At 67.5% G+C, this 15,818-nt stretch carries 18 protein-coding genes and 1 tRNA gene; 12 read left to right on the forward strand and 7 right to left on the reverse strand.

From position 1 onward, the window contains the following. Positions 1 to 1,017 carry a magnesium transporter CorA family protein gene (locus tag ACXJJ8_RS13295; RefSeq protein ID WP_499030894.1) on the reverse strand — a complete coding sequence of 339 codons (1,017 nt, stop codon included), beginning with the start codon at positions 1,015 to 1,017 and terminating at the stop codon, positions 1 to 3. A gap of 74 nt (positions 1,018 to 1,091) precedes the next feature. Here ACXJJ8_RS13295 and ACXJJ8_RS13300 point away from each other — a divergent pair, with 74 nt between their 5' ends. Beyond that, complete coding sequence (locus ACXJJ8_RS13300; RefSeq protein WP_499030896.1) at positions 1,092 to 1,691, forward strand: RES family NAD+ phosphorylase; 600 nt, start codon at positions 1,092 to 1,094, stop codon at positions 1,689 to 1,691. Positions 1,692 to 1,701: 10 nt separating this feature from the next. On the opposite strand, the gene queD is transcribed toward ACXJJ8_RS13300, so the two are convergent. Beyond that, positions 1,702 to 2,058, reverse strand: a complete 357-nt coding sequence (gene queD, locus ACXJJ8_RS13305; protein ID WP_499030899.1) for a 6-carboxytetrahydropterin synthase QueD — start codon at positions 2,056 to 2,058, stop codon at positions 1,702 to 1,704. A gap of 90 nt (positions 2,059 to 2,148) precedes the next feature. On the opposite strand from queD, the gene ACXJJ8_RS13310 reads away from it, so the two are divergent. Both ACXJJ8_RS13310 and ACXJJ8_RS13315 read left to right on the forward strand, forming a co-directional pair. Continuing rightward, a complete protein-coding gene (locus tag ACXJJ8_RS13310) occupies positions 2,149 to 2,532 on the forward strand; it encodes a DUF1254 domain-containing protein (protein ID WP_499030901.1) in 384 nt (127 codons plus the stop codon). Then, the gene (locus ACXJJ8_RS13315) at positions 2,510 to 3,235 is read left to right on the forward strand and encodes a DUF1214 domain-containing protein (protein WP_499030904.1); all 726 of its coding nucleotides are present in this window, start codon (positions 2,510 to 2,512) and stop codon (positions 3,233 to 3,235) included. The genes ACXJJ8_RS13310 and ACXJJ8_RS13315 overlap by 23 nt, the downstream gene beginning before the upstream one ends. 39 nt (positions 3,236 to 3,274) lie before the next feature. Here the strand turns inward: ACXJJ8_RS13315 and ACXJJ8_RS13320 are convergent. Beyond that, positions 3,275 to 3,351 (reverse strand) — tRNA-Met (locus ACXJJ8_RS13320). 131 nt (positions 3,352 to 3,482) lie between these two features. On the opposite strand from ACXJJ8_RS13320, the gene ACXJJ8_RS13325 reads away from it, so the two are divergent. The 3 genes from ACXJJ8_RS13325 (at position 3,483) to bfr (ending at position 4,944) form a co-directional block, all read left to right on the forward strand. Then, a complete protein-coding gene (locus ACXJJ8_RS13325) occupies positions 3,483 to 4,088 on the forward strand; it encodes an RNA pyrophosphohydrolase (RefSeq protein ID WP_499030906.1) in 606 nt (201 codons plus the stop codon). Between the two features lie 58 nt (positions 4,089 to 4,146). Further along, complete coding sequence (locus tag ACXJJ8_RS13330; protein ID WP_036170609.1) at positions 4,147 to 4,353, forward strand: (2Fe-2S)-binding protein; 207 nt, start codon at positions 4,147 to 4,149, stop codon at positions 4,351 to 4,353. Positions 4,354 to 4,473: 120 nt separating this feature from the next. Beyond that, positions 4,474 to 4,944, forward strand: a complete 471-nt coding sequence (gene bfr, locus ACXJJ8_RS13335) for a bacterioferritin (RefSeq protein WP_499030908.1) — start codon at positions 4,474 to 4,476, stop codon at positions 4,942 to 4,944. A 3-nt stretch (positions 4,945 to 4,947) separates the two neighbouring features. On the opposite strand, the gene ACXJJ8_RS13340 is transcribed toward bfr, so the two are convergent. From ACXJJ8_RS13340 to ACXJJ8_RS13350, 3 genes are all read right to left on the reverse strand, one after another. Continuing rightward, complete coding sequence (locus ACXJJ8_RS13340) at positions 4,948 to 7,383, reverse strand: ATP-binding protein (protein ID WP_499030910.1); 2,436 nt, start codon at positions 7,381 to 7,383, stop codon at positions 4,948 to 4,950. Then, the gene (locus ACXJJ8_RS13345) at positions 7,383 to 9,560 is read right to left on the reverse strand and encodes an EAL domain-containing protein (RefSeq protein ID WP_499030912.1); all 2,178 of its coding nucleotides are present in this window, start codon (positions 9,558 to 9,560) and stop codon (positions 7,383 to 7,385) included. The genes ACXJJ8_RS13340 and ACXJJ8_RS13345 overlap by 1 nt, the downstream gene beginning before the upstream one ends. Positions 9,561 to 9,666: 106 nt before the next feature. Then, entirely contained in the window at positions 9,667 to 10,272 is a 606-nt protein-coding gene (locus tag ACXJJ8_RS13350) for a DUF4126 domain-containing protein (protein ID WP_499030916.1), read from the reverse strand. 93 nt (positions 10,273 to 10,365) lie between these two features. Between ACXJJ8_RS13350 and ACXJJ8_RS13355 the strand changes: the two genes are divergently transcribed. From ACXJJ8_RS13355 to ACXJJ8_RS13375, 5 genes are all read left to right on the forward strand, one after another. After that, positions 10,366 to 11,100, forward strand: a complete 735-nt coding sequence (locus tag ACXJJ8_RS13355) for a DUF6776 family protein (protein ID WP_499030918.1) — start codon at positions 10,366 to 10,368, stop codon at positions 11,098 to 11,100. Between the two features lie 5 nt (positions 11,101 to 11,105). Continuing rightward, the gene (locus ACXJJ8_RS13360) at positions 11,106 to 11,525 is read left to right on the forward strand and encodes a bactofilin family protein (RefSeq protein ID WP_499030920.1); all 420 of its coding nucleotides are present in this window, start codon (positions 11,106 to 11,108) and stop codon (positions 11,523 to 11,525) included. An 84-nt stretch (positions 11,526 to 11,609) separates the two neighbouring features. Then, positions 11,610 to 11,975, forward strand: coding sequence for an iron-sulfur cluster insertion protein ErpA (erpA, locus tag ACXJJ8_RS13365; RefSeq protein WP_499030923.1), 366 nt, complete (start codon positions 11,610 to 11,612; stop codon positions 11,973 to 11,975). After that, on the forward strand, positions 11,972 to 12,877 hold the full coding sequence (nudC, locus tag ACXJJ8_RS13370) for an NAD(+) diphosphatase (protein WP_499030926.1): 906 nt from the start codon (positions 11,972 to 11,974) through the stop codon (positions 12,875 to 12,877). Before erpA ends, nudC begins: the two co-directional genes overlap by 4 nt. A gap of 73 nt (positions 12,878 to 12,950) precedes the next feature. Next, positions 12,951 to 13,865 (forward strand): hypothetical protein, encoded by a 915-nt coding sequence (locus ACXJJ8_RS13375; protein ID WP_499030929.1) that lies wholly within the window; start codon positions 12,951 to 12,953, stop codon positions 13,863 to 13,865. Between the two features lie 34 nt (positions 13,866 to 13,899). Here ACXJJ8_RS13375 and ACXJJ8_RS13380 read toward each other — a convergent pair whose 3' ends face one another. Then, positions 13,900 to 14,295, reverse strand: a complete 396-nt coding sequence (locus tag ACXJJ8_RS13380) for a helix-turn-helix domain-containing protein (protein ID WP_499030931.1) — start codon at positions 14,293 to 14,295, stop codon at positions 13,900 to 13,902. 90 nt (positions 14,296 to 14,385) lie between these two features. Here ACXJJ8_RS13380 and ACXJJ8_RS13385 point away from each other — a divergent pair, with 90 nt between their 5' ends. After that, positions 14,386 to 15,810 (forward strand): hypothetical protein, encoded by a 1,425-nt coding sequence (locus ACXJJ8_RS13385; RefSeq protein WP_499030933.1) that lies wholly within the window; start codon positions 14,386 to 14,388, stop codon positions 15,808 to 15,810. Positions 15,811 to 15,818 lie beyond the last annotated feature (8 nt).

The following is a 15,818-nucleotide window of genomic DNA, read 5'->3' on the forward strand; positions in this document are numbered from 1 at the left end:
TCACCGCTTCCACCACCCGCGCCATCGCGCGAGCGCAAGCGCGAACACCGGCACCGCGACCATCACGCCCACCGCGATCCAGAAGCCGCGCGTGCCGCTGTCGAACAGGCTCGCGTGGAAATTCATGCCGAGCATGCCCGCGACCACCGCAAGCGTGCCGAGCAGCACCGTCACGAACGTCAGCAGGCGCATCGTTTCGTTGGTGCGTTGCGACAGCCGCGTGTCCAACAATTCGAAACTGCCGACCACCAGGTTGCGCGCGTTCTCCACCGCGTCCATCGCGCGTTCGTAGCGGTCGCTGACGCTGCGGAAGCGCTTCTGCACGAGTTCGTCCTGCTCGGGTCGGAAGTCCGCGCGACGTAGCGCGTCGAACAGATCGCGATGCGAGCCGAGCAGGCGACGAAAGCGCGCCACCGCACGCCGCAGGCCGCCGAGTTCGCGTGCGAAATCATCGCGGACATCACCGCGCAGCATCGCGACCTCCATGTGGTCCACGCGCGCTTCGAACGCGTCGAGCGCCGCGTGGTACGCCGTCAGCATGCGATCGAGCAGGGCAATGGCGAAGCTGTCCGCGTCCAGGTCGCCGATGTGCGAGGCCGGGTCGTGATGGGCGACGACCGCATCGAGGAACGGGATCGGATCGCGATGCGCGGTGAACACGACATTGGGGCCGACCACGAGCAGCCACGGCGTGCCGTGGACGTTCGCATCCTTCTCGACCCAGCGCGGGGCGATGGCGCGCACGGCGTACCAACCTTTGCGCATGACCAGCGGATCGCCGTGGGTGTCGAACAACGGTGCGATCAGGTGCGGCTCCAGGCCGAGTTCGCGCATGAGCGCTTCGGTGGACTCCCGGCCGTCGGAGACGATGTCGATCCACGCGAGTTCTTCGTCGGTCAGACCGTCCAGGTCGAGCGCGCGCGGATCTTCCACCGGGCGGTCCTCGCCGTTCGCATCGAACAGCAGGGCGCGCGCGGACGGTCGGCGATCATTGGCCGAAGCGTCGTGGCTGTGCATCCCGCGCGTTGTAACAGCCGCCTGTCGAGGGCGTATTCACGCGTGCGCAACGGGCGCGGAACGACGCTAGCTGCATGAGCACCACCAAGTCCAAAGAACAGGCGCTGGACATGTCGATCGCCGATTCGTTTCCCGCCAGCGATCCGCCGTCGCAATCGCAACCGGTCACCGCGACGCCGACGCAATCGCAGGTGCCCTTGCACGAACTGGGCCTGACGGGCGATCAATTGCACGTGTATCGCGTGATCGAGCCGCGCAAGGCGTCGGAGCCGTTTTCGGGTTCCGGTGCGGATTCGGGTGGACGCTGGACCTCGCCCCGCACGCCCGGCGTGTACGCCTCGTTGTCGCCGGCCGCCGCGATGCTCGAATACCTCGTGCACCTGGAAGGCGAGACGCCGGATGAATTGTTGCTCGCACGGGCGACGTTGCCGATGAGCAGCGTGCTCGCGCAACTCGATCTGCCGAGCGACTGGAAGGAACGCCCCTATCGCGACACGGTGCGACAGATCGGCGACCGTTGGGCGAAGGCGCAGGATTCGCTCGCGCTTCGCGTGCCGAGCGCACTGTGCGACGGCGAGTGCAACATCGTGCTGAATCCGCAGCATCCCGACTTCGCGAAACTGCGCCTGGACCACCTGACGCCGCTCAAGCTCGATCCACGGTTGCGCATCTGACGCGAGCGGCTCAATCGCCGCGGTAGCGGCAACCGGACGTGCAGGTTTCGTTGACGACGATTTCCGACAACTGCGGCAGCGCGGGTTTCAGCCGCGTCCAGATCCACTTCGCGAGCACTTCGCTCGTCGGGTTGTCGAGGCCCTCGATGTCGTTCAGATAGTGGTGGTCGAGCTGGTCGTACAGCGGGCGGAACGCCGACTTGATGTCGGCGAAATCCATGACCCAGCCCGTGTCGGCGCCGGGCTCGCCCGAGACGTGGATCGCCACGCGGAACGAATGCCCGTGCAACCGCGCGCACTTGTGCCCGGGCGGGACGTTCGGCAAGCGGTGCGCTGCTTCCAGCGTGAAGGATTTGAAGATGTCCATGGCGGCGATTCTATCTCTCCGTAGAACTACTGAGGCGCAAACGTTGGCGCACGGTCATCCTGCCGACCGGTTCCGGCAGGCGTTCGCCCCATGCGCGCAATCCTGATCTCGTCCCTCGTCCTCGCGCTCGCCGCGTGCCAACGCACGCAAGCGCCAACCGCGACGCCCTCGACTTCCACGCGACCCGCTGCGCCCATCGCGGAGGCGCCGGTTGCCGAGCCCGGTTCGGTGCCGGTCACGGCTGACAACTTCGGCCGTGCCGCAAGCGACCTGGCATTCGCCAACGCCGCGAAACACGGCGGCTTCGGCAAGCTGGACCACAACCGCGAACTCACGCCGCTGGACAAGCAACTGGTCGTGCGCCAGAACCGCGACACCTTGTACTCGTCCGGCGTGTTCGACCTGGACGCCGGGCCCGTGACGGTGACCTTGCCCGATGCAGGCGGGCGACATGTCGCTGCAGGTGTTCGATGAAGACCAGTACACGCACGTGGTGGCCTACAAGCCAGGCCCCTACGCGATCACGCGCAAGGAGATCGGAACGCGTTATGCGCTCATCGCGATTCGAACGCTGGTCGATCCGAGCAAGCCCGTTGACGTGCAAGCGGTGCACGCGCTGCAGGACGCGATCAAGGTCGAGCAGCCCGGCGGGCCGGGCCAGTTCGAAATACCGAAATGGAACATGGCCGACTACAAGAAACTCACCGATGCGTTGACCGTGCTCGGCGACACCCTGCCCGACAAAAACCGCATGTTCGGAAGGAAGGCCGACGTGGATCCCGTGCGGCGACTGATCGGCGTGGCGACGGCGTGGGGCGGGAATCCGGAGAAGGAAGCGACGTATCTCAACTTCACGCCGGCGAAGAACGATGGCGACACGGTTTACGAGCTCGTGGTGAAAGACGTGCCCGTCGATGGCTTCTGGTCGGTGACGGTGTACGACGCGAAAGGGTTCTTCCAGGCCAATCCGCTGAACGCGTATTCCTTCAACAACCTCACCGCGCGCAAATCGCCGGACGGTTCCATCGCGATCCAGTTCGGCGGTTGCGACGGCAAGGTGCCCAATTGCCTGCCGATCACGCCGGGCTGGAATTACCTCGTGCGGCTGTATCGGCCGCGTGCGGCCGTGCTCGACGGGTCGTGGAAATTCCCCGAAGCGACGCCGGTGCAGGGCTGAAAAAAGCAAAAGGCCGGCGCAAGGCCGGCCTTCGACATGTGGTGGCTATGGGTGGACTCGAACCACCGACCCCAGCATTATGAGTGCTGTGCTCTAACCGGCTGAGCTACATAGCCACGCGGAGAGCCGCGAATTATTCACGGCGGGGGCCTGCCGCGTCAATGCTCGCAATGCTTCACCAATGTCCGCTTGTGGGGGCGACGGGGGCGTGTCAGAGTCGGTCGCAGTGCATTGAGGAGTCCGCATCGTGATCGATCCGGACGGTTACCGGCCCAACGTGGGCATCGTGCTCATGCACCCGGATGGACGGGTGTTCTGGGCGCGCCGTGTCCACCGCGACGGCTGGCAGTTCCCGCAAGGCGGGATGAATACCGACGAGACGCCGCTCGAGGCGATGTATCGCGAGCTGCGTGAGGAAACCGGCCTGCTGCCGGACCATGTCGCGGTCCTGGGCGTCACGCCCGGCTGGCTGCGCTATCGCCTGCCGCAACGGGCCATTCGCCGCAACGACAAGCTGGTCTGCATCGGGCAGAAGCAGGTCTGGTACCTGCTGCAGTTCACGGGCGAGGAATGCCACCTGTGCCTGGACGGCACCGAGAAACCTGAATTCGACCATTGGCGCTGGGTGGACTTCTGGTACCCGGTCGAGCACGTGGTGAACTTCAAGCGCAGCGTGTATGCCAGCGCATTGGGGCACCTGGCGCCGTTCGCCCGGCAGGTGGCGGGCGCCACGGCCGTTCCGCATCCGACCAAGGAGCAGCGCGCCGAGCTGAGGGGCGACAACCGGCAGCGCCCCCGTCGGCGTGCGGTCTTGGGTGAACGCAGCGGGGGATCCGCACCCGACGCGAATTGACAATGATTCGCATTTATGGGGAAATGTGGCCGTCCTCCCCGGCCTGCGGTTCTCCCCCATGTTCGTCTGCATCTGCCACGGCATCACCGACAGCACGATTCGCGAAGCCGCGGAAAACGGCTGCACGAGCGTGACCGAGCTGACGATGCGCACCGGCGCCGGTTCCACCTGCGGCAGCTGCATGGACATGGCCGCCGACCTGCTCGCCCGCCACGCGCCGGCCGAGCCTGGCTTCGCCGAACTCCCGGTGCTGCAAGCCGCCTGACGCGGCCGCCACTTCGCCATCCACCTGCCCGGTTCCGCTGCGTTGATGCAAACGCCTCGCGTTTCGTCGTCGCGTGCGCCAGAGCGCTAGCATCCGCGCATTCCCGCACGGAGCACTGGCATGAAGGGCGACCCCAAGGTCATCGAACATCTCAATCGGGCGCTCTACAACGAGCTCACCGCGATCAACCAGTATTTCCTGCACGCCAAGATGCTGAAGAACTGGGGCCTGAAGGAACTGGCCGAGCACGAGTACAAGGAATCGATCGACGAGATGAAGCACGCCGATCGCCTGGCCGAGCGCATCCTGTTCCTCGAAGGCCTGCCGAACTTCCAGGCGCTCGGCAAACTGCGCATCGGCGAGAACCCGCGCGAAGTGCTGCAAGCCGACCTCGCGCTCGAACTCGAAGCGTTGCCGACCCTGCGCGATGCGATCGCCCATTGCGAGAGCATCCGCGACTCGGTGAGCCGCCGGTTGTTCACCGACATCCTGGATTCGGAAGAAGAGCACATCGACTGGATCGAAACGCAGTTGGCGTTGATCGACCGCTTGGGCGAGGCGAACTACTTGCTGACGAAGATCGAGGAGTAAGCCTCAGACTTCGGCCGTGCGGCGTTTGCGCAGTCGCAACTGCAACGCCGCACGTGCGCGCTCGAATTCATCCGTCAGCATCGTCACCGCGACCGCGGGGCGATCCAGCGTTTCCATCCGCGCGCCAAGTTCGATGCGCTTGGCCGCGGCCGACAACGCCATCGCGCCCAGGTTCGCGCTCGAGGATTTCAAGGAGTGCGCTGCTTCGCGCAGTGCATTGAAGTCGGGCGCGAGCGCCGCGCGTTCGAGCTGTGCGAGCAGGTGCGGCGCGTCTTCCAGGAACACTTGCACGATGCGCGAGGCGTCCGCGCCGATGACGGCGTAGAGCTCGTCGAGCGCGCTGTCGTCGATGATCGGATCGATCGGCGCCGACAAGATCACGGTCGGCGTGGGCTCGGTCGGTGCGGCAGGCGGCTTCGGCGGCGCAACGGGCATGTCGGCGGACTCCACGGTCGGCATCGCGAATGATTGCGCGCGCGCCGGCGCCGGCATCGGCGCGACCGGCGTGGCGGGAATCGACGGCCCCGCATTCGCATCCGCGTACGCAGCCGCCGACGGCGCGCGCGCGCGCGGCGCTTCCTGCAGCCAGCGTCGCAGGCAATGTTCGAGTTGGCCGCGCGTCACCGGCTTGGCGAGGTAATCGTCCATGCCGGCGTCGAGGCAGCGCTGGCGGTCGCCGGCCATGGCGTTCGCGGTCATCGCGACGATCGGCAGATGGGGGCCGGTCGGATCGGCCAGTTCGATCTCGCGCCATTTGCGCGCGGCGCTGTACCCATCGAGCACCGGCATCTGGCAATCCATCAGCACGAGGTCGTAGTTGCCATCGCGCATGCGCATCAACGCCGCTTCGCCGTTGGTGGCGGTGTCGCACTCCAGGCCGAGCACGCTCAGCAGGCGCTGCGCGACGAGCAGGTTGACGGGATTGTCTTCGACGAGTAGCACGCGCGCCTGCCAATGCCGGGCGGGCTTGTCGCTGTCGCTGGCCTTGCGCTCTTCGGTCGTCTCGCCGCGCGTGGCGCGCAGTGCGAGCGCCGCGCGCAGCTCCGCATCCGGTGCCTGGCGGGGCAGCAGCGTCGCGCCGGTGTGCAGTTCCTGCGCCACTTCCTCGTCGGAATACAGATAGACCAGGCGCACGTCGCCGAAACTCGCGTGGCGGCCGACGTTGCGATGCAACGCAATCGCGGTATTGCGCATGCTCGCCAGGTCGGCGAGCACCACGCCGTAGGTCCACGGCGGCCCCTGCGTTGCGGCTGCGCGCAGGCGATCCAGCGCCTCCTGCGTCGTCTCCACCGTGGTGACGCGCAGGCCCCAGTTCGGCAGCAGCATGCTCAGTCGCGTACGCAGGCGCGCATCGGAGGTGAGCAGCAACAAACGCTGCCCGCTGAGGTCGGCTTCGCGCGTCGGCATGTCGCCAAGCACTTTCAACAGCGGGATTTCGAAATGGAAGGTCGCGCCGTGGCCGGCTTCGGATTGCACGCCGATGCGCCCGCCCATCAGGTCGACGATGCGATGGCAGATCGCCAGCCCCAGGCCCGTGCCGCCGTACAGGCGCGTGGTCGACGCATCCGCCTGCGTGAATGCATGGAACAAGCGCGATTGCGCATCGGCTGCGATGCCGATGCCGGTGTCGCGCACTTCGAAGCGCAATTGATGTTGGCTCGTGGTTTCGCCGACGCGGCGCACGCTGACCGAAATCGAGCCGCGCTCGGTGAACTTCACCGCGTTGCTGATCAGGTTCGTCAGGACCTGGCGCAAGCGCACAGGATCGCCGCGCACCGGCAGGCGCACGCCCGGATCCAGGTGCAGGTGCAGGCGCAGGCCCTTGGATTCGGCCGGGCGCTCCATCAGTTGCATGACCGCTTCGAGCAGGTCGCGCAGGTTGAAGGTCGTGGTTTCCAGTTCGAGTTTGTTCGCCTCGAGCTTGGAGTAGTCGAGGATGTCGTCGACGATGCGCAACAACTGCTGCGACGAGGTGTAGGCGGTGCGCACTAGTTCGTGCTGGTCGGGGAGCAGGCGCGCGTGCAGCAGCAGGTCGAGCATCGGCACGATGCCGTTGAGCGGCGTGCGGATCTCGTGGCTCATCGTGGCGAGGAATTCGCCCTTGGCCAGGACCGCGGATTCGGCCGCCTGCTTGGCCTTGGTCAATTGCTGTTCGAGTTCGTGGTGGCGCTGGATTTCGCGCTGCAACTGGTCGACCTGGAACTGTCCCCGCTCGGCCTTGTCCTCCATCGCCGCCATCTGCTGGTCGCGGCGATGCAACACGTAAACGACCGCCATCAGTGCGATCAGCGCGGTCAGCACGAAGAGGATCGCGGCGAACTGCCACGGCCCCTCGATCCCGCCCGCCTCCAGCGCCAGTGAAACCGCCGCACCGGCGGCGGCGCCGAGCGCCAGCCACCGCATCGTGAGCCAGCGGCTCGTGGCCTGGCGTTCGGGCATCAGAGCACCGCGTTCTTGAAGTCGAAGTCGAGCTCGCTCGCCGCCTGTTGCACGAGGTTGCCCTGGATGAAGTCGATGCCGCTCATCCACAGCGTCGCCGCGGCTTGCGGATCTTCAACGCTGTGGCCGATCACCTGCAGGCCCTGGCGATGCGCGCGATCGATGGAGGTGCGCATGGCATCGCGCAATGCGCCGCCGTCGGCGTGCGCATAACGCGCGGAGAGCCGGATGTAGCCGAGCGGCAACTGCGACAGCAACGCATCGGCATCCGGCGAATGCTCGTACTGGCTCAGGCAGAACTGCACGCCCACCGGCACGAGTTGATCGCAGAAGGTCTTGAGCGTGACCGCGTGGATCAAGGCATCGGCCAGGCGGATGTCGATGACGAGCGAGGGGCCTTCGAGCCCGCGCACCGCGATGGCGGAGGCGAGCCATTCGGAATACGCATCGCGCGCAAGCGTGCGCGACGACTGCGGCACGAACAGCCGCACCGGCCGGCTCTGCGCACGGCGCTGTTGCAACACGTCGAGTGCGCGCTCCAGGACCCAGCGATCGATGTCGTGGATCATGCCGGCCTGCTCGGCGGCGGGCACGATCTCGGCGGCGTTGTGCAAGGTGCCGTCGGAGGCCTGCATGCGCAGCAGCGTCTGGTATTGCGCTTCGTCGCCGCCGGCGACGGCGACGATCGGCTGGTAGATCAACTCGAAGCGATCATCCGCGAGTGCGTCGCGCAGGTAGTCGGACAAGTCGCTGGTCTGGCCGTGGTCCGGCGGTTCGAACGCGAAGATGCCCAGCGCCTGCGAGCGCGCGTGGCGCGAGGCCTGTTCGGCGGCTTCCAGCGCGCCGCCGGCATCGGTGAACCCATGGCGCAGCGCGGTGTAGCCCACCGTGACGCGCAACTTGATGACATGCCCGTCTACGTCGAAGGGCTTCTGCGACAGCCCGTCGCGCCACACGCGCGCCTGGCGGTCGAGTGCCAGGTCTTCCAGGCTGGGCGTGTAGACCAGGAACGAGTGGTCGTTCAGGCGCGTGGCCGGATGCGCCCCGGCGAGGGCGCCCAGGCGCCGGCCGGCTTCGGTCATCAGGCGTTCGAGGGCGGCGTAGCCGAAGCGTTCGCGCAACGTCGAGGTGCCTTCGATCTCGAGGAAGTAAATGCCGCCGGCGCTCGCGGGCAACGCGGTGCTCAACTGCTGCAGCAACACCGGGCGCGCCATCAGCCCCGTCGCCGGGTGGCGGCTGCCTTCGGTCATGCGTTGCTTGCCGAGGATGCGCGCGCGCTTGACGCGGCTTTCGATGGCGGCGATCAGATGCCGCGGGCGAATGGGCTTCTGCAGGAAATCGTCGGCGCCGACTTCGAGCACTTCGTACTGCTTCTCCGGATCCGGATCGCCGGTGAGGAAGACGATGGGCGTATGCAGGAACGATTCGTGCGCGCGGATCATCGTCGTCAGTTCGGTGCCCGACATGCCGGGCATGTGCAGGTCCATCAGCACGAGGTCGGGCTTGACGCGCTGCATCATGTCCAGCACGTCGCGCGATTCGGCGGCGACGACCGCTTCGATGCCGGCGCCGTTCAACACGCCTTCGGCGAACATCGCCTGCGCGCGGTCGTCCTCGACGATCAGCACGCGGTAGGGCGGTTCTTCGCCCGTGCCCAGCGGAGGAAGGGGGACATTGTCGGGAACGGTTGCCGACGCCGATGCATCGGAAGCGGAGGCTTGCAACGATTCGGGCGAGGCGTCCTGCGAGGCCGCGTCCTGCGCGGTACCCGCGGGCGGGGCGTCTTCGCTCCAGCGGCGCCAATAGGCTTGCGGCGGCGTTTCAGCGCGCGCGGCCGCCTCGTCTTCGGCCGCCTTGGTGGCGGAAGGCAAGTGCAGCAGCAGGTTTTCGGCGACCGAGATCAGCTGCGCGGTCGAAGCGGCGTCCGGCATGTGCTGCGAGACGCGCGCCGACGACATCTGCGCGTGCAACTGCGCGAGCATGCCCGCCCAGCGCTGGTCGAGGCGCACGGCCTGCCCGTGGAGGCGGTCGATTTCGTGCGCGATCTGTTCGAACGAGCCGGGGTCCCAGCCCATCGCGCGGCGGCTGCGCAAATGTTGCGCAAGCCCGTCGACGCCGTCGCGGAACTGCGACAGCGGATCAGTCGACGCCTGTTGGCGTTTTTTGGTGGCGGGCATCGGCTCCCCCGGCGTGTGCCGCCATTATCCCTTGCTCCCCATCAAGGGAAGAGCACGGAAACTGGATACGCCTTCGGCCAGCCGCTTGCAAGCCGTGACGCGATGCTCAATGCGGCACATTCGTTGCCGCCGGCACCGTGCGGGGCCCGAAGAGCGCGCGGCGCACGCGCTGCCACACCCACCACACCGCGGTGGCCATCAGCACGCTGATCCCGATGACGATCGCCAACGCGATCCAGGGATGCGCGAAGGCGAGCGCGAGCCCGCCGACCACCGCGGCATCCTCGGTCACCGAGGCGGTCCAATTGCTCACCGGTTCGGGGGATGTGTTCAGTAGCGCGCGGCTGCCGGACTTCAGCACGTGGCTGGTCAAGGCCACGCCCGCGCCGGTGGCGAGCATGCCCGCCCCCAGGTGGCCGTCCGGCGAGAGCGTCGCCGCGGCGAGAAACGCGCCGACGGGCACGCGCAGCACGGTGTGCAACAGGTCCCACCCCGAGTCGACGCCGGGGATCTTGTCGGCGAAGAACTCCGCCGCCGCGAGCACGCCCGAGGTGCCGAGCACCCACGGGGAGGTTGTCGGCTCGAGCGCGGTGGGGAGGTCGAGCCAGCCCATCGCGCCGGCCAGGCCGATGCCGAACACCGTCAGGTACACGCGGATTCCCGCCAGCCACGCCAGCAGGATCCCGATCGCGAAAAGGTGCGCTTCGGACATGGCAGTTTTCCTCCATCGGCCGGCGGGCAAAGGCCGTACACTCGCCGGCCCGAGTATAGGCACGGTCCCCGTGTCGTCCCGTGGAGCCCGCCGATGGAGCCGACCCCCAGGCCCAGCCCGCAATTCGAGATCGTCCCGCGTGAAGGCCGCGGCCGCCCGCCGTCCTGGGGCTGGCTCGTGGCGGCGTTGGTGCTCGGCCTGCTCGTTGGTGGCGGATTGGCGTGGTGGCTCGGCAAACCCGCGATCGGGTCGCCCGAAGCCCGCATCGCGCAAAGCGAGGGCCGCCTGAAAGCCGCGCAGGCCCAGCTCTCCGAACTTGAACAACGCGTCAGCACCCTGAAACGTTCCGACGAGATCACCCGGGACGCCAACCGCGACGTGCAGGCGATGCTGGCCGACAAGGACGAACAGATCTCGAGCCTGCGCGCGGATGTCGCGTTCTACGAACGTTTCGTCGGCAGCGGCGGCGAGCGCAAGGGCCTGTCGGTGCATTCGGCCGAATTCGAACGCGAGGCCGGCGGCAGTTGGCGCTACCAGGTGGTGCTCACGCAAAGCCTCAATCGCGGCGCGGTGAGCCAGGGCGAAATGAAGTTCGACGTCGAAGGGGTGAGGGAAGGGCGCCTGACGACGGTGAAGTGGGACGAGATGCAACAAAAGCCCGCGGCGACGGGGCAACAATACGAATTCCGCTATTTCCAGCGGCTCGGCGGCAGCATCGTGTTGCCCGCCGGATTCACGCCGCAGCGCGTCAAGGTGGCGCTGCGCGGCAAGGGCGCGAACGTCGACATGGCGCTCGCGTGGACACAGATGTCGACACCCGGGGAGTAAGTGGGATGTTCAAGAGTTCGCAAGCAAAGCCTTCCGCGCGCGACGGCCAGGCCGTCGACACGCTCATCGGCCCGCAGGTCACGGTTCGCGGGGATATCGAATTCAGCGGCGGGCTGTACGTCGAGGGCCGCATCATCGGCCGCGTCACCGCCACCGAGGGCACGCAGGCCGTGCTCATGCTGTCCGAACACGGCTGCATCGTCGGCGAGGTGCGCGCACCGGTCGTGATGATCGACGGCCGCCTGGAGGGCGATGTCCATGCCTCCGAGCGCATCGAGCTGGCGGCCAAGGCCCGGGTGCAGGGCAACGTGCACTACCGCGTGGTCGAGATGCATGCCGGCGCCCAGCTGACGGGCCAGCTCGTCCACGTCGATGCCACCGTTGCCGCCGCGCATGAGCCACCGACACTCGTGGCCGTCGCCTGAAGCCGGTGGGCGTAAATTCCTGTTTTCGCGGCGTTTCCGCGCGCGCCGCTTGATTGCGGCGCCTTCGGCCCGCATCTTGTCGCGATGGAACTGATCGAATTCCCCACCTGGCAGCAGCTGGACGCCCCCGTGCAGTTCTCGCCGGCGGCGGCCGCCAAGGTGCGCGAGCTCATCTCGGAGGAAGGCAACGCCGACCTCAAACTGCGCGTGTACATCCAGGGCGGCGGGTGTTCGGGGTTCCAGTACGGGTTCGAGTTCGACGAATCGCGCGGCGATGACGACATCGCCGTGGAAACCGACGGCGTGACGCTGCTCGTCGATCCGCTCAGCCTGCAATACCTGATGGGTGCGGAAGTGGATTACAGCGAGAGCCTGCAGGGCGCGCAGTTCGTCATCCGCAATCCCAACGCGAAGACCACGTGCGGCTGCGGCAGCAGCTTCACGGTGTGACGCAGCCGTCGCCTTTCGCTTTCGTCGACGGCGCGCTCGATCGCGCCGACCATCTTCGCGACGACGCCGAAACCCTTGCAACGCTCTGGCCGCAGGCCCGGATCGTCGTGCTGGAAGAAGACGGCCGCGCATTCGCCGACAGCGACGATGCCCTGCTCGCGCCGGAAGGCTGGTCGCTCGGTGGCGGGCCCGGCACCGCGATCTTCCTCGGCCTGAAAGACGGGCAGGCGTGGTTTGCCCAGTCGGCGAAGACCGTCGGGTTCGACGCACCGGGGCGCATCGACCTGCGCAGTGCCGCAACGCAATGGCCGATCTTCGAAGCCACCGTATTCGCGCAAGCGCGCGCGATGCTGCACTGGCACGCGCGCCACAGGTTCTGCGGCGTGTGCGGCGGCGAACTCGGATTCGTGCGCGCCGGCTGGCTCGGCCAGTGCGCGCGCTGCGGCAGCGAACATTACCCGCGTACCGACCAGGCGATCATCGCCGCGGTTACCGACGGCAAGCGCCTGCTGCTCGGGCGTCAGCGCAACTGGCCGCCGCGGCGCTGGTCGGTGATCGCCGGTTTCGTGGAACCCGGCGAATCGCTGGAACAAACCGTCGCCCGCGAAGTGCTCGAAGAAACCGGCGTGCGCGTGCGCTCGTGTCGTTACGTCGCATCGCAACCCTGGCCGTTCCCCGGTTCGCTGATGCTGGGTTTCCTCGCCGAAGCGGGCCCCGATGTCCCCGTGGTGGGGGAAGAGCTGGACGACGCGCGCTGGTTCGATGCCGATACCATCGAAGCCGGACTGGCGCGCGACTGGGCCGTGGGACCGGAGGAAGAGGAAGGCGGCATCGCGTTGTCCGCGCCGATTTCCATCGCCCGTTGGTTGATCCAGTCGTGGTTGGCATCCGTCACGCGCTGAATGCGCATGGGATGATTCCGTATCATCCCGCTGACGGGTCCGATGTCGCGGATCCGCTCGCCCGAGGTCGTCGATGTCCATTACGTTGATCGCCGTCGTCATCGCGCTGATCGTCGGCCATTCGATGCCGGCGCTGGTCGCGTTGCGTCGCTACGATTGGTTCATCCGCTGGCTCGAATGGCTCGCTGCGCAACTGGGCGACAACGCATCGTGGCGCGGTGCGGGCGGCATGTTGTTCGCGATCGGCCCGCCGCTGCTGCTGGTCGCGTTGTTGCAAATCGCCTTGCGGCACGATTTCTACGGGTTCCCCGCCTTCCTGTTCGCGCTCGCCGCGTTGTTCTATGCGTGGGGCCCGCGCGACCTGGACCACGATGTCGAAGCGGTGGTGAGCGCCGCCGATCCCGTTGCGCGGCGCGAGGCCGCCGCGCGGCTGTTCCCGGACGAAGTCGAACCCGTGCTCGACGGCGGTTCGCTGGTCGAAGCGGTGTTCCGTTGTGCGCTGTGGCGTTGGTTCGGCGTGTTGTTCTGGTTCCTGCTGCTCGGTGCGTTCGGCGCCCTGCTGTATCGCCTGGTGTCCCTGTGCGCGCAGGGCGAAGCGCGCAGGCGCTTGCCCGAGGGCGCGTCGCAGGCGGCGCGCACGCTGCTCGCCTTCCTGGATTGGCCCGTCGCGCAATTGATGACACTGTCGCTCGCGCTGGTCGGCAATTTCGACAGCGTGTTCCAGGCCTGGAAGACCGCCGGCGGCGCGGGTTACACGGGCGACACGCGCTTCCTCGCGGCCGCCGCGCGCGCCAGCGTGCGCAGCGAGCTGGCGGACGAAGCGCTGGACGAGATCGATACCGAATACGTTGCCGACGGGGGCGTGGCCGTTTCGCGCGGCATGCCCGGCCTGCCCGAATTGCGCGACGCGATGAGCCTGGTGTGGCGCATCCTGCTGTTGTGGCTGGCGGTGCTGGCGTTGTTCGTGATCGCCGGATGGGTGGCGTGACCACGCATTGAACGGCGTCGGCTGCGCGCCGCGCTCAGCGTTTCCGCTTCTGCTCGTTCTCGCGCAGCGTCTCGATCAATTCCCGCACGACCTTGCGCGCCTTTGGCGGCAATGCGATGAACGCGTCGATCGCATGTTGATCCATCGCCGGAATGCGAAATTCGACGCGCGTCTCGCGAACGCGGGAAGTCGCCTCCGTTCCATACTGCAACGCGGTAGGTTCGATACGGAGCAGGTGCGCCAACACGATGAGATTGCGCTGACGCGGGATGCTCTTTCCGTTCAACCAACGCGAAACCGCTTGCGGCGTGGTGGGATCACCGCCATGCCTGGCAAGGAGGTAAGCGATTTCCGACGCGCTCTGCCTATAACCAGCGGCTTTCAATGCACTTCGTAGGCGCTCGCCGAACAGGGCCTGTTCGCGTTTCATGGCGCCGACGTTAGGCGCTGGCGCGCGAACGCCTCGCAATTATCGCGTTATCCTCATCGAACCAATCGGGTTCATGGCAGGTAATTCGCGATGGCCACCTCGCTTCTCGAACGGCTGCCGCGCCTGGTCGCGCATGGGCGCCGGCAAGCACAACGGCTGATGGAATCGTCCGACGGGCGGAATCGCGAACGCGCGGTGCCGGTCGAATTGGTGCACGCGCCCGACGACCCCGCGCAACAGCATCGCGCGCCCGTGCGCCGCGTGTTGTGCGGCGCACCGGCACTGTGCGTCGCCGCCCTGATCGCCGAACAACGGCAAGGCATCGGCGCCCCGCCGGGCCGCATCGTGCTCGACCTGCATCCGGCGGGCGAGGACGACACGCTTGCGATGCGCCTGGTGCGGTGGACACCGTGTTTCGCATTGTTGCGCACGCTGGCGCCGCGGGCGGCCTTGTTCATCGATCCTCCGCCGAACGAGAATGCGCCCGTGCAACTGGTGCTCGATGCATTCGGTTGGCCGGAATCGAGCCGCAATGCGGCCGGGCGCGATGCCACCGCGCTGTTGCTCGCCGACGATGCGGCGCGCCTGGCGGATCTTGCACTTGCGCACACGGCGTGGGTCGCCTGCGCCCGCGACGCTGCCGGTTGCGCCGCGTTGCGTCGCACGTTGCTGCTGCGTGGCGACACCACGTTCCGCATCGACGCCGTCGGCGCCACGCCCGCCGAATGGACGCGCCGGAACGCCGCGGCGCAACCGGTCAACGCCATGCATGCGGCGCTCGTCGCGTTCGGCGCGAAAGCGCTTCCGCTGCCGGCGGTGTGCACGACGCCCGCGGGGCGGCGCCGCGCAGGCGGTGACGTCCTGCTCGGCGAAATCGTGCGCGACGGCGACCCCACGCTGGTGTGGGTGGACGCACCCGATCGCCGCACCGGCGAGTCCACGCTGAGCCGCGCGATCACCCGCCGCGAACATGGCCACTATCCGCGCGTGATCGTGCTGGGCTGGCACTTCACGCCCACGTTGTCGCAACACTTGGCGATGCGCTGCGATTCACGCATCGACGTGCTCGGCATCCGCTGCCATCCCCGCGGCGAACGCGGGCCATCGTTGCGGGTCGATCCGAGGGGGTTCACCGCGGTCGGCGGGTTGGCCCGGGCATGGGTGGACCGCGAACGCTCGCGCGGCACCCCCGATGTCGAATGGCTCGTCGTGCAGCTTGGCGAAACGCGCGGCGATCCGCCCGTGGAGTGGGCAGTCGATCCTGCGTACGACGGCCTCGTCTTCCATGGTGCGTGGCATGCCTTGCGCGATGCGCACGCCGGCGTTCGCACCGTCCGACTGCGCCTCCCATGGCAGCTCGCGCCACGCCGCGTGTGCATCCGCGCGCTCGATGCCCAGGGGCGCGCGAGCGAGTTGCTGTTCGTCGTCCATGCCGATCCCGCTGCCGGACCGGCGCAAGCGCATGCCGTCCCCGCGCGGGCGCCGGCCAGCGCGCAGGTCGAGGCGCTCTGCTAGGCTCCGCG

The sequence above is a fragment of the Lysobacter sp. P5_C4 genome, from assembly GCF_054049695.1.